The 12319-nt window shown below is 57.2% G+C and carries 18 protein-coding genes; 1 reads left to right on the forward strand and 17 read right to left on the reverse strand.

Going from position 1 to position 12319, the window contains the following annotated elements; genetic code table 11:
• Nucleotides 1-14 precede the first annotated feature (14 nt).
• From ACM110_RS14190 to ACM110_RS14270, 17 genes are all read right to left on the reverse strand, one after another.
• Complete coding sequence (locus ACM110_RS14190; protein ID WP_416128245.1) at nucleotides 15-998, reverse strand: hypothetical protein; 984 nt, start codon at nucleotides 996-998, stop codon at nucleotides 15-17.
• On the reverse strand, nucleotides 995-1393 hold the full coding sequence (locus ACM110_RS14195; RefSeq protein ID WP_416128246.1) for a Gp49 family protein: 399 nt from the start codon (nucleotides 1391-1393) through the stop codon (nucleotides 995-997). Before ACM110_RS14195 ends, ACM110_RS14190 begins: the two co-directional genes overlap by 4 nt.
• A 61-nt stretch (nucleotides 1394-1454) precedes the next feature.
• On the reverse strand, nucleotides 1455-1745 hold the full coding sequence (locus ACM110_RS14200; RefSeq protein ID WP_416128247.1) for a hypothetical protein: 291 nt from the start codon (nucleotides 1743-1745) through the stop codon (nucleotides 1455-1457).
• Entirely contained in the window at nucleotides 1732-4005 is a 2274-nt protein-coding gene (locus ACM110_RS14205; RefSeq protein WP_416128248.1) for a hypothetical protein, read from the reverse strand. The genes ACM110_RS14200 and ACM110_RS14205 overlap by 14 nt, the downstream gene beginning before the upstream one ends.
• Before the next feature lie 9 nt (nucleotides 4006-4014).
• A complete protein-coding gene (locus tag ACM110_RS14210) occupies nucleotides 4015-5322 on the reverse strand; it encodes a phage terminase large subunit (RefSeq protein WP_416128249.1) in 1308 nt (435 codons plus the stop codon).
• On the reverse strand, nucleotides 5322-5837 hold the full coding sequence (locus tag ACM110_RS14215) for a hypothetical protein (protein WP_416128250.1): 516 nt from the start codon (nucleotides 5835-5837) through the stop codon (nucleotides 5322-5324). The genes ACM110_RS14210 and ACM110_RS14215 overlap by 1 nt, the downstream gene beginning before the upstream one ends.
• Entirely contained in the window at nucleotides 5834-6013 is a 180-nt protein-coding gene (locus tag ACM110_RS14220) for a hypothetical protein (protein WP_416128251.1), read from the reverse strand. The genes ACM110_RS14215 and ACM110_RS14220 overlap by 4 nt, the downstream gene beginning before the upstream one ends.
• Before the next feature lie 62 nt (nucleotides 6014-6075).
• Complete coding sequence (locus ACM110_RS14225) at nucleotides 6076-6480, reverse strand: hypothetical protein (RefSeq protein ID WP_416128252.1); 405 nt, start codon at nucleotides 6478-6480, stop codon at nucleotides 6076-6078.
• Between the two features lie 226 nt (nucleotides 6481-6706).
• On the reverse strand, nucleotides 6707-7096 hold the full coding sequence (locus ACM110_RS14230; RefSeq protein WP_416128253.1) for an antiterminator Q family protein: 390 nt from the start codon (nucleotides 7094-7096) through the stop codon (nucleotides 6707-6709).
• Nucleotides 7093-7362: a hypothetical protein gene (locus ACM110_RS14235; RefSeq protein ID WP_416128339.1), complete on the reverse strand. Its 270-nt coding sequence runs from the start codon at nucleotides 7360-7362 to the stop codon at nucleotides 7093-7095. Before ACM110_RS14235 ends, ACM110_RS14230 begins: the two co-directional genes overlap by 4 nt.
• 17 nt (nucleotides 7363-7379) lie before the next feature.
• Nucleotides 7380-8750, reverse strand: a complete 1371-nt coding sequence (locus tag ACM110_RS14240; protein WP_416128254.1) for a replicative DNA helicase — start codon at nucleotides 8748-8750, stop codon at nucleotides 7380-7382.
• A complete protein-coding gene (locus tag ACM110_RS14245) occupies nucleotides 8747-9244 on the reverse strand; it encodes an ATP-binding protein (protein ID WP_416128255.1) in 498 nt (165 codons plus the stop codon). Before ACM110_RS14245 ends, ACM110_RS14240 begins: the two co-directional genes overlap by 4 nt.
• 289 nt (nucleotides 9245-9533) lie before the next feature.
• Entirely contained in the window at nucleotides 9534-10307 is a 774-nt protein-coding gene (locus tag ACM110_RS14250; protein WP_416128256.1) for a helix-turn-helix domain-containing protein, read from the reverse strand.
• Nucleotides 10308-10310: 3 nt separating this feature from the next.
• Nucleotides 10311-10532 carry a hypothetical protein gene (locus tag ACM110_RS14255; protein WP_416128257.1) on the reverse strand — a complete coding sequence of 74 codons (222 nt, stop codon included), beginning with the start codon at nucleotides 10530-10532 and terminating at the stop codon, nucleotides 10311-10313.
• Nucleotides 10532-10912 carry a hypothetical protein gene (locus tag ACM110_RS14260; RefSeq protein WP_416128258.1) on the reverse strand — a complete coding sequence of 127 codons (381 nt, stop codon included), beginning with the start codon at nucleotides 10910-10912 and terminating at the stop codon, nucleotides 10532-10534. The genes ACM110_RS14255 and ACM110_RS14260 overlap by 1 nt, the downstream gene beginning before the upstream one ends.
• A gap of 146 nt (nucleotides 10913-11058) precedes the next feature.
• Nucleotides 11059-11481, reverse strand: coding sequence for a phage regulatory CII family protein (locus tag ACM110_RS14265; protein WP_217870795.1), 423 nt, complete (start codon nucleotides 11479-11481; stop codon nucleotides 11059-11061).
• 67 nt (nucleotides 11482-11548) lie between these two features.
• On the reverse strand, nucleotides 11549-11794 hold the full coding sequence (locus tag ACM110_RS14270) for a transcriptional regulator (RefSeq protein WP_416128259.1): 246 nt from the start codon (nucleotides 11792-11794) through the stop codon (nucleotides 11549-11551).
• A gap of 98 nt (nucleotides 11795-11892) precedes the next feature.
• Between ACM110_RS14270 and ACM110_RS14275 the strand changes: the two genes are divergently transcribed.
• Nucleotides 11893-12318, forward strand: a complete 426-nt coding sequence (locus ACM110_RS14275; protein ID WP_416128260.1) for a hypothetical protein — start codon at nucleotides 11893-11895, stop codon at nucleotides 12316-12318.
• Nucleotide 12319 lies beyond the last annotated feature (1 nt).

The following is a 12319-nucleotide window of genomic DNA, read 5'->3' on the forward strand; positions in this document are numbered from 1 at the left end:
ATGTAGCTCCTGAATTAAAGGATAGAGGCGAATACAGCAGCGCCCGTCTCGACCGTCCCGTTCCGCTCATGCCGCTTTGCAGCGGTAGAGCGACCGTCGGGATTGCCGTTCGACGTAACGCCTGGCTTGACCACCCGCTGGGGCGCTTCCTGGACCTTCTTCGCTTGCACTTTGGCATTGGCGATCAGTTGGTCGTAGAGCATCGCCTTGCGCGCAATGAGCACGTGGCGGTGGTCGGCAATGGACGAAATGTCCTCATCCCCGAAGCCCTGTTCTTGCAGGAACTTGGAGATAGCGGTTTTTTCGGCTTTGGCCTTGGCATCGTCTTTCCAGTCCGGGAGCTTGGCGAGGAGGTCTTCCTGCTGCTGGGCCAGGTAACTCTGGTGGGCTTGTGCCTGTTCGTTCTGGAACTGCTGCGCGAGGTTTTGGCGTTCCTGGGTGTTTTGCTGATACAGCGCCTGTCTCTGTTGAAAGAGATGCTGCTGCTTCAGGTACTCCACCGGATCTGCCTCAAGCAGTGCGTTCCAGTCGATTTGACTTTGTTGCTCCAGCACGCCTTCGAGCTGGGCGGCCATGCGCTGGAGTTCGCCGGCGTATTGCTGGCGATCCTGCTGGGCCTTCTGCGTTTCGGCGTCTGCGGTCTTGCGTTGCTCGGCGGCTTCCATCGTCTTGCGGGTGTAATCCGACTGACGCTGGTAGCCGTTTTTCAGCTCGTCGAGCGATACCTCGACCTCCTTGCCATCAATCTTGACGGTGAAGGTCTGCGGTTCCTCGGCATCGCCGGGTTCGACTTCTGGCTCCAGTTCAGCCTCGACTTCTGGCTCAACCGGCAATTCTGGTTGTTCGGTGCCCGGCTCTGCGGCAACAAGCGGGTCCAGCAGCGCGGCAAAGGCTGCGGCGCCGGTATTGATGTCCAGCGCCCCGCCGCCTTCGCCACCATCAGCGCCGGCTTCGTTCATAAGGAAATGACCCAGCGCACGGCGAATAAAGAGGCTCATGCATCACCGCCTTCAGGCGCGCCGCAGCCGAATTGGCTTCTGGCGTACAGCTTTGACTTCAGCTCGTAGCCCATCAGCGGCCAGATCTTTTGCTCGGCGTTCTGGCGGGCGATCTTGCGGCCAATCTCGGCGTCAAAGTTTTCAGGGCTGGCGCAGGCCGACTCGCCGGTAACCGTGAAGCCGTTGCGTAGCACCAGCACGCAGAAGGTCAGGAGATCCAAGGAGTTCGCCTCTTCGATCAGGCCGAATCCAGATGCGGCGAACTCTCCACGCACGCCATCCTTCGCGGTGAAGTAATGTTCACTTGCGATGTTCGCTTGCAGGTCTGCCGGTGTGATAGGCGGCGCGGTAAGGCCTTTGGCTTGGATTGCTTGCTCGATTGCTTGGTCGGTCATCTGATTGTCCCCTATGGGATTCATTTGCGAATGATTACGGATTGGCCCGTGAGAAGAGCCTTCAAAGCGGCCAGATCCCTTTGGCGCGGTCCAGCAGGGAGCGCTGGTACTGGAGTTCCTTGTCCGCCAGTTGCCCCGTCTCCAGACTGATCTGGATCGTGGCCTTCAACTTGGTCAGCAACTGGAGCATCAGGTACAGCTTCTCCCGGCCCTCCACGTCTCTTGCTGGAGAGGTTTGCCATGCGTTGGTCAACTCCTGCTCAATACTTTCGAATGCCCACTGGAACGCCTCGTTTTCGAGGCACTCACGGGCTCTGTTACCGTCGTAGATGCGTTCTTCAAGCGTCGGCATTCGGCGCCTCTTTGGTGGAAGCGCTGGTCTGCGCGTTGCTCATGCTGGTGTGGGCCTGGATCTGCGCGACAAGAACCTTGGTCTCGTTGTCCGCCACGGTCTTCCACTGATCGAAGTCGAGCTGCATGCGTAGCTGCTCGGTCTTCTGCTGCTCTTTCAATGCATCCAGCTCGGCCTGCTGCTGGCCCTCCAGTGTCTTCTGGTCGGCCTCGACCTGCTGGCGATTGGCGTCAACCTGGGCCTGCATCTGCATCTTGGCCTGCTCCAACTGGAGCTCGTGGTTGCGCTTGGCCTCGTCGATCTGGGCGTTGTGCTGAAGCTCCATCTGCTTCATCTGCATGGACGACTGGATCTTCGCCTGCTCGACCTGCATCTGCGCCTTAGCCTTCATCTGCTCAGGGTCAGGCTTGTTTTGTTGCTTCTGCTTGGCCGGGTCAGTGAAGAACCGGTCGGCATTCTTGAACCCGAGCTGCTTGGTCAGCTCAGTGGCTGAGTGGTAGATGTTGTCCGGGGTCGCGATGCCGATCTGCAGGCCTTGGGCCTGGACCTGCCCCAACATGGTCAAGTGCTGGATCTTTTGATCCTTGTTGCCCATGCCGATGCCGACGTTGATACACACGTCGAACTGGTTGCTCCACTCGCGCGGGTCGATCGGCACCCAACCACCAGTGAGCTTCACGATCTGCTCTTTCTGCTGGTACTGGCAGACGAGCTTCAGGATCAGCTTGAACAGGTCGACGTAGCCTTCGGAGAAGTTGCGCGCGATCAGGTCGAGGCGCATGTCGGCGCGGTTGGTCAGCACGTTCACGCCGGTCGCGGTGTCGTTCAGTGCCGCGCCGTCATTGCCTTGGCTGTAGCGCGTCCAACCGGTCTTGTTCTCCAGGTCCTGCTGCATGTACTCCATCATCTGCATGGAGCTGCCAATGTCTGGTGCGCCCTGATCTAGACGGCCTACAGCGCCGGCTGCTTTGACCCTCACGACTCCACCTGGGCGCGAGGTAAGCAGGTCATCGAGGTTGACCTGACTCTCCACGGCGAAATAGCGGCCATTTACAGCCAGATACAGGTTGTCCAGTTGTGACCGAAGGATGCTGGTCTTGGTCTTCTGACTCTCCATCGCCAGATCGGCAATGGACAGGCCAAAGAACTCATGAGGCAGCGGCACGGGCGTGATCGACACGAACGGGATGCAGTCGACCGGCTCGTTGTCGAGCAGTTCGTTGCCGGCCATGGTTACCTTGCGCAGCTCCGCAATGCCGTCGCCGTCATAGTCGCAGCGCATGTAGGCTTCGAGCACCCAGATCAGGTCCTGGCTCTTGTCGCCGTCACCGTTGTTATCCGAGGCTGCGTTCTCGTCGTTCCAGCTCAGGCGCTGGATGCGTTCGGAGTTCACCGCCGAATCAGCATCCTGAGAGGTGAGCTGATCCACGTTCTTGTAGCCCATGGACTTCAGTTCGGAGCGCGAACGCTGAACCCGGTGAGCGACAAACGAGGCGGTCTCGATGTCCTTGGCATTGCGGGCGATCAGGAACTCTTCAGGCGGCACGTTCTCGATGCACACCTTGCCCTCGGTCTTGGTGCGCTTGCAGACGACGTCATACACCAGCTTCGGCGGCTGGGATTCGATCTGCTGGATTTGCTGCATGACCTGAGGCGCGGACTGCGGTTGAGCCTGAGCCTGCTGCATCAGTTGCAGGATGGCTTGCTGGCGCTGCTCCTGATCATCCTCATTAACGGTGGTCGACTGTTCGGTTACCTCAACCTCTTCGTCGTCCAGTAGCTGAGTGAGCTCGATCTCGGACAGACCACGGTATTCCTCGCGCGTCTCTTCGTTGCGCGTGTCCCACCAGACCTTGACGATGCCGTTCTTCTGAAGCAGCGCGTCCTTCATCCAGGTGTAGGCGATGCGATGCCCGTTGTTCTTCTTGTAGAACAGGTAGTTGACGTATTCGGTCGCCTGCTCTGCCTTCTGCTCATCGCCTGGCTTGGTCGCTTCGAACTCGGCCACGGTGTCGGAGCCTACGAATGTGACCATCAGCTGCGGCATCATCGATTCGATCGTGTCGCGCACGTCGGTGGAGACAACAGACGAGCGCCCTTCCACCTCTGGCGGCAACAGATCGCCAACCGGCATGCCCAGGTAGTAGTACATCGACTTCTGCCGCGCATTGCTCAGCTTCGACGACGAATACCCAAGCGCCTGGCGCATCTCGGCCCCGACCAGGGCTTTTAATTCGTCCTGAGTCAGACCCTTTGTCATGCTGTGCCCTTATGCGTTGTTGAGCTTTGGATAGTTCAGAGGCTGGGATTCTTTCGGCTCTTCCCAGATGACACAGGCCAGACCGAATGCATCAGAGCCATGGCTGGCCCAGTCGTGTTCAGGCCCAAGGCCGATGTCGCGGATGCTGTCCCATTTTTCGTGGTACCAGCCCAGCGCGGCCCTGCCGTCTTCAGTGGTTTCTTCATGGAAGCGGATCTGCGGGAACAGCTCACGAACGCGTTCAACGCGCGCCATCGCAGCGCCCTTGCCTTGGTTCGGAACAACCGTCACCGAATAGCCAGCGCGCTCAAGGGCTGACTCGTAGGACACGTCGTAGACTTTGTCCTGTGTCGAGCCGTCGTGAGGCAGCCAAAACTGAGCACGGTCCGGCGTATAGCCATGCGATCGGCACCAGGCGAGGTGTGCATCGATCGGCTGGCCGACCACCTCATAATAGTTGACGACCCGCATCTCGCGGCCAATGAACTGGACAGCCCAGATGACGAAGGCATCGGCCTTGGCGCCGGTACCGCCGATATCGCAGATGAGCCTGATGGTCATCAAAGGATCAGCCGGGAAGAAGCCGATGCGGTTCTCTTCGCGAGCCTTGGTCAGGTGCTTGATGAAGTAGGCGCCTTCGAGGGCTGTCACGTATTCACCTTCCCAGATATGCGGGTATTGCTCAGGACGCAGCTCAAGATCTCGCAGCCGTTCGCGCTCAAGCTTTGCCGGAAACTTCGGGTTGTCGCGCCAGTTCAGCAACACACCCTTGATCAGCGGGTCCTTCATGAAGCGGAATCGACTCTCGACCGGCGCCTTCTTGCGCTTCGGGTTCCAAGTTACCCAAAGCTCGGCGTTCCAGTCGTCGCCCTCTTCCCGCAGCGTCGGGACCAGGGTTGTCCAGGCGTCATCAGTGACCGGCTCGGCTTCATCAACCCAGCAGATCAGGATGCGGCCCTTGGACTTGATCGATGCGATGTTGCGGTCAAGGCCGGCGAAGGCGAACCAGATGCGCTTGTCGCGGCTCCTGATGTACGTGTCGCCGATCTCGTAATAAGCCTTGAGGAATGGCTCGTCCTCAATGGCTCTGACGCATTCCTCGAAGGATGAGTCGGCCAATGAGTTCATGAACTGCCGGCCGCAGAGCAGAATCCCGGATATCCCCTGCTTGCCGTACACGTAGCCGCGAGCTGCGATCATCTTGGCAAAGCCGCGCGTCTTGCCTGAGCCACGACCGCCCCAGGCTGAGCGAACGTCCGCGGCGCCCTGAAACACTGGAATCAGCTTCTCAGGGATCTTGAGTTGAGCGACCGCCATTACATCGCGACCAGTTCAATTCTCGTTACGGTGTCGCTCTTGTCGTCATCGCCAGCTTCGTCGATGTTGTAGGCCTGACGCTGAGCCTTGATCACCTTCAGCTGAGCATCAACACCAGCATTCAGGGACCGAGCAAAGTCGCCATGGTTCTTGTCGGTGATTTCAGCCTCAGCAAGGAACACGCTGAGCTTTGTCGCGATGTTCTGCCACAGTTCCAAACTGCCACGGTGATAGATCACCAGGGATGCAGCTTTGTCCGAAGCCTCGGCAACAATCTCAGCCTCAGTAACCAAGGAGCCCTTGTTGGTTCCGCTGGTTACCGAAGTGGTTACCTTCCGCTGAGTAGCAGCCCTGACCTGTTCAGTCAGGTCGCGCTCCCATCCGTTCTTCTTGGCGCGCTTGAGGATCGTGGCGTGGTTTGCACCGTGCAACTCACCTATGGCGCGGATAGAGAGAGAGCCAGCCCTATAGGCGCGTTCAATCGCCTCCCAATCGGGCGTTGTCTTCTCGGTCATCCCTTTGCCTCATCCTGCGGTTCGATCTCGCGAAAGCGGACCACCTTCTTTCTCTGGGCGTTGACTACATCCCAATCGACATCGAGACCAGCCATGTAGGCAAACGCCTCTACTGCCTTGACGTAGGCCTTGAACCACCAAGGGAGATAGGCTCGAACCTTGATGGTCTTTGGCATGTCATTCACCGATGTGCATTTAAATGCGAATATTCCAGCAGTTTCAGGCAGATACACGCAGTTTATTGCCCGCCAGTCACTGTCTTCTTCAGGTCTTGCAGTTCTGTAGCCAGTTCAGCCAGGTCCTTGTCCTTGCGCTTCTCGGCCCACTTGAACCAGGCGCGGACCAATACCCATGCAGGAAGGCCGCAGACGAAGATGATCCCGCCGATGGCAATCAGGCCGATGTCGTCATGAGCCCACACTCCAAGATCGAACCAGCGCACCACGAAGGCGCCACCGCAGATACTGGATACCGTGGTGCTGATCATCGCGACAACGAACTCGCGAATCGTCTTGGGCAGCGTCATAGCCATCACGACGATTGCCGCGAGTACAGCTACGAAGCCAAATGCCCCGAGCTTGTAGAGCGCGATACCACCAAATGCGGTCAACGGTCCGGGCTCTGACATGGCTTGCGATCTCATAGGCGCCTCGTTGATCTCGGCGTTGGGGAATGGATTAGGCGTTGGTTGATTCAGCGGGGTGATGACGGTTTGAGCCTGCCATGCCGTCTCTCGGCTTACTCTGCGCGTGTGCGCATCACCCACAAAAAAGCCCGACTCAATGGCCGGGCTTTCTCTGTGGTGTCGCGCTTGAAAAGCTGAACACCGTGCCATGAAAACAGTTCGTTATCCGCGAGGAAAGGACTTTTTACGCCGCCTCGCGAATCGTCTCCAGCGCTGAATCAATCCAGGCGACCCCTGCCTTAATGACCTCCCGTGCCTTAGCCTCACCCATGCCGTTTTCCCTTGCGATCCGCAGTGCCGGCCATTTAGCGCCAAAGTACAGCCAGATGAAATTCCCCATTTGCTGATCACGCTTCGTTAGTCGAGCGACTGCCCCATCCAGCAATAAGGCCAGATCATCGGTCACTGAATACGCCTTCACTCCTCCATGGCATTGTGTGTTGTCGCGCATCAAGGCATAGAGCGGGGAAACGTAGCGTGGCACCCCCATGCCATCCATACGCCAATAGCCCCATTGTTCCAGCATCCACTCGGTATCTCCCAAGGCTTTACCGATGTACGTTCGCTTTTTCATGCGGCTTTCCTCGGGTCTGGATCACTCAGGCCGAACAGGTCGCGCAGCAAGCGATCGGCAGGTTTGTTCTTGGCGTTGCCCTCGATCAGCCATCGCTGGCCGTAATCATGAAATCCTATTTCGGCTCGCATGCCATGCCAACTGGCAACCATATCCAGGAGGCACGCCAAGGCCGCAGGGCCACCAATCTTGATCTTGGCTAACTCTTCACCGGCGATCTTCAAAAACTGCCGCTCCAAATCATTCATGCTTTTACGCGGAAGCATTGCAGCAACTCGATCGTTCATTGGATATTCCCCCTGTACTTGCTAACGAAGGGGCGATTCATTTCCACCTCTTCATCGGATGGATACGAATTCCCGCTGAAGTCGACGAAGCGACCGAATTCCCCTTGTTGCTGGACAAGGCAGCTACCCACCTTCGCGTGCCGACACTTGGGCATGATCAGCTCAGTCACGCCGTTCTGTCCTTCCTCAGAGTCCATGTCGCGGTGAACCAGGATAATGCAGCTGGCGTCTGCCTCGATCTCACCAGAGTCACGCAGATCACTCGCCTGAGGTCGCTTGCCTACACGTTTTGTGGAGTCACGGTTCAGCTGTGAGAGTTCAATGACCGGGATGCTGAGTTCCTTGGCTAGGCGGAGAAGCGCCTTGCTGATAGCGCCGACTTCCTCGCTGCGTGTCCGCCCTCTTCTCTCTGCCTGAACCAGGCCGAGGTAGTCGACCATGATCCCGGCCAGGCCATGCTCTCGCTGGCATTGCCTTGCGGTTGACCGAATGCTCGCCGGGGTCTGGTGCGGATCGTCACAAATGAACAGCGGGGCTCCGTGTGCCTTGGCTACGGCTCCGACCATTCGAGCCCAGTCGTCATCCTGCATTTTCTCCGGATTGTCTAGCCGCCTCAGGTCAACACCGCCAAGCGAAGCGATAGCGCGAACTCCTAGCTCTTCACCTGGCATTTCGATCGAGAACACCAGCCATGGCAGCTTCGCAACACAGGCGTTGTGCTGGGCGATTTGCAACGCTAACGTGGTTTTCCCACTGCCCGGCAGGCCGGCAATGATGGTCACCTTCTTAGGGCGAATACCCTGCATCAGCTCGTCAAGTTTTTGGAGTCCGGTCGAAGGCCAGTCCGGTCTCACGCCGGTATGTTTGTCATTGACGCCCTCTGCGGCCCGCCCCATCAGATGGTCCAAGCGTTGATACTTCGGATAGTCGTCATCTAGATCGCGAAGGTCTGCAGTAGCCTGCTGAGCCAACGCAATGATCTCAGCCACCGACCTATCTTCACTGGCCTGTTCTCTGATCACATCGGCAGCGTGAACAACCTGGCGTAGCACGGCGCGCTCTCGAACGTGACGCGCATAGGCCTTCCAGTTCGCAGTACTGGGGACGTTCTTTGCTATTTCCGCAGCGAAGGCCAGCATGCTGTCACCGCTCGGCAACCTCGGCCGAAACAGGCCAACAGTTACCGCATCGATGGGGTCGCCAGTTATATGGCAATCGATAATCGCTTGGTAAAGCGCAGCGTTTTCCAGGTCATGAAAGTCAGAAATTTTTACCTTGCTTGTGATGTCGTCGAAGAGAGTCGGGTCCATCATGATTGCGCCGAGAACACCGTGCTCGGCTTCGATGCTGAAAAGCTCACGACTCATACAGCACCTCGCGCAGATACCCAATTGAACCCGATGGCTTGCCCACCGCCCTGCCGTAAACGATCCAACGCGCGATCACCGATGTAACGGGCGAGATCCGCCGTTGCAAGATTGGAAACCACTACCGTTGGCAGGACGAGCTGGTAGCGCCGATCAATCACCTCATGAAGAACACCGAGTTCATACGCACTGCCACTTTGAGCACCAACCTCATCGATCACCAGCAAGTCAAAGCTCGCTAGTTCGTCGAGGACATCTCTGTCCGAGTACTCGGCGCTACGATCCATGGCTCCCTTGAAGACGCGGATGATCTCAGCTGCCGTGGTGATTACCGCTTGAGCTCCATGCCCACGGATGACTGCCTGAACCATCGCGCAAGCAAGATGTGTTTTGCCGTTGCCGACATTGCCCGAGAGAACGAGTGAACGGCCGGCTGCGTAGTTATCGGTAAATTGGGCAACATAACCCTGGCAGGCACCAAGCGCCCTGGCCATACCGGCACCACCTTCCGCGGTCCTGTAGCTCTCGAATGTGCACCCACTGAATCGCGGTGTGATGCCAGAGCCTACGAGCAGCTTGTTCAGGTCTTCGGACTTCTTCCGATTACTAGCCTGAGTGTGAGCCTCGGTCGTCCTTGGAGCCGTGTGCAATGCCTCCCAATGACAATGGTTGCAGCCACGAAGCAAGACAGAGCCGTCGAATTGCTCAACCTCGGAGCTATTCACCGAACCATGCAGCGGGCACTCGAGGTCAAAAAAGCGGACGCGCGGCTGCCTGCAAAAATTAGAAGTTCGCGCCATGCTTCACCTCCGGATACATCTCTTGCGTATGGTTCGGCAGACCGTGATAGGCCGAACTTGAACTGACGCAGGGCGGTTTGAGCACGTCGTTCCAGCGCTCACCGTTCAGCCAGGTGGATGCCATCGGTACGAACTGACCTTCATCTTTCGTCCAGTCACGAGATAGGCAGTGAGTGCCCAAGGCAGTCATCATCGTTTGGCAAAGCTCTGGATTCGGGTTCAGTTTTAGCCATGCCCTGCGTGCGTCCTTTTTGCTCTTTGAGTTCGGGTAAAGCTTCCAGAACCGTTCGAACTCTTCCAGCGGATTGCCCGAACTGCACGAAGAAGTCTCTGTAGTAGTCTTTGTTGTAATCTCTGTAAGAAGATCAGGGCATTCTGCCCCAACCGATTGGGGCAAATTGCCCTCCTCTGATCGGTGCAAATTGCCCTGTTCGATCAGGGCATCAGCTTGATAGTTGATCGTGTAATGGTTCGTCTGGTCATGCTTGGCCTTGGCCAGTTTTTCGACCACCACCAACCCCTGTTTTTGGAGTGATGTGAGCGTCCGTTTTACCGTATCAGCCGACCAAAACGGGAACTGCTTTTGCCACTGCTCGATCGTGTTGTAGACCCAGCGTTGCCCCTCATGCTCTACACCTGACTCGGTCTCGTTCAGCCAATACTTGAGCTGTTGCAGCACGATCGCTTCGTTCAGCCCAATACGCTCTGCAAGCTGAGGGTTGATAACCAAGGGGCGGAAATTGAACAACAGGCTCATAGGTCAGAGCTCCATCTCGTCAGTCACGCGCTTGATGAAAGCGTCGTAAGACTCAGCCATCACGAACCCCTGATCCTCCAGAGCATGCCGGTATGCCTTGGCGCTGCCGTAAAGCACCCAGCGTTCACGCTCGGGAAGATTCCGGAAGCTGACATAGGAAGGCCAAGGGCCGGCGATCTTGCAGGCTGTTGAAGGCTCTACAAGCATTTCCTGTAAGCGAGCCATTAGCTGTCCTCCCGATCGAGAGGAGCAAAGTCGTCTTCGCCATTTCGCATGGCGCGCAGTCCCAACACGGCAGCTGCAGCAATGCGCTCAGCAAAACCAAGTTCAAGGCATGTGCAGCGACCGCACATATCGGTGATTGCGAACTGGATGGCTTCGAACGCTTCGGTTTCGTCAAAGGCCGCTAATGCGCTGACTTCGTGGTCGAAGAACGTCTTGCCCTTTTCCCAGTCGGTGGCAACGCCGGGGTTGTTCCGCGGCCAATTGACCAAGATCCCTCGGACATCACGAGCTGTAAAACTCAGGTCGTCCCGCGTACGAATAAGCGGGTAGTTGATCACCATCAGTCGTTGGGCTTGTTCACTACGGATTACGTGTGCCATGATAAATACCTCTACGAGATGTGTTGTCCTGGTTGCACAGGACGATTTAATAAGCCCGGTTCCCGCCGGGTTTGTTGCTTTCTGGGCCGGGCGATTTTCATCATCCACCCGTTTGAAAATATGCAAGCCCTGCGCTGCTAGCGTCTTTACGCCGCCTTCACCGACTCCTCCAAAATCAGCAGACTCTGCCTCACATGGCCGATTTCCTTCTGGATCCCCGCCTTCTCAATCTGCGAGACATGTCCATCGGCGATGGCGTCATGAACAGCGCGGGACACATCGCCGGACTCGGCAGCCAAGTGGACAAGCGCTTGAATCAGGCTGACCCCCTCGGGCTTTACCTGCGGTACCAACTCGTACCCCAAGGCACTTGCCAACAGCTGCAGTGGCTCAGGATTTTTGCTGTGCACCAGAATCTGTAGGAACTGCTCCAGGTTCAGTCGATGTGAGTCGTCATTCGGATTGCTGCGATTGAGCAGCGCGGTGTGGCTCATGCCCATCAGGTGAGCCAACTGCTTTGGCCCCGCATCAAGCACTGCTTCATGAATTGCGCGATGTACCTGTTCCATTCGGGAAACCTCTTGGCGGTTGTCGTGGCATCACGTCTTGTCGATGAGCGAAACTTTGCTCATCGAATCAGGCGGCGGATTGCTCGGAGTCGGTTGGAGAATTGCGTAGATAGGCCCAGTCGATATCAGGGCGCAGTTCTTCGCACGTGACCGCCCTCCCCGACTCTCGATCGAGATTGATGGCGAGACCAGGACCAGCCAGGCGATAGCCGTAGGCAATCTGTTTGAGGTTGCCGACGCTGGTGCCACTTCGTTCGGCTAGAGCATCCAGCTGGGTCGGCTCCAAGGAGCGAATGAGGTCGAGTAGGGTCATAGTGATCTCCGAAAGAGCTTCAGATTACTCTTTGCTAATTTACATAGCAATAGCAGTTAATAATTTACTGTTTGCTAACGCAGGGTCACTATTCGCCTATGGATATGAAAACTCTTCGGGTCGAAGCGCTGCGGCGTGTAATCGGCCAACTCAGTCAGAAAGATTTCGCCGACCAGCACGATCTGGACGCGTCCTATTTGTCTCAGATCCTCAATGGCCATCGAGGGCTGGGGGAGAAAGCGGCGCTCAATCTAGAGCAGAAAATCGGCTTGGCGCCTGGCGTTCTGGTCAACCCGGGTAACTACGGTTCGAACGTCATCGAGGGTGAGTTCACCCGTCATGAGATCGTTCGTGAACAGTCCCCTGCTTACCAAGCGATGCTAGGAACTGCCTCTCCGAGAGCGGTAGCCATCATCGATAAGCTGGCCAGAGCCGCGGCAAAGGGCAAACTCAAGGAATCGGACCTGGTGCTGCTGGAAGGCATCGCCGGCCTGCTCGAAAAAACCAACGCCGAAAAGTCCTGAA

Origin of the sequence: Pseudomonas sp. NFX98 (assembly GCF_047784845.1) — a bacterium.
Lineage (GTDB): Bacteria > Pseudomonadota > Gammaproteobacteria > Pseudomonadales > Pseudomonadaceae > Aquipseudomonas.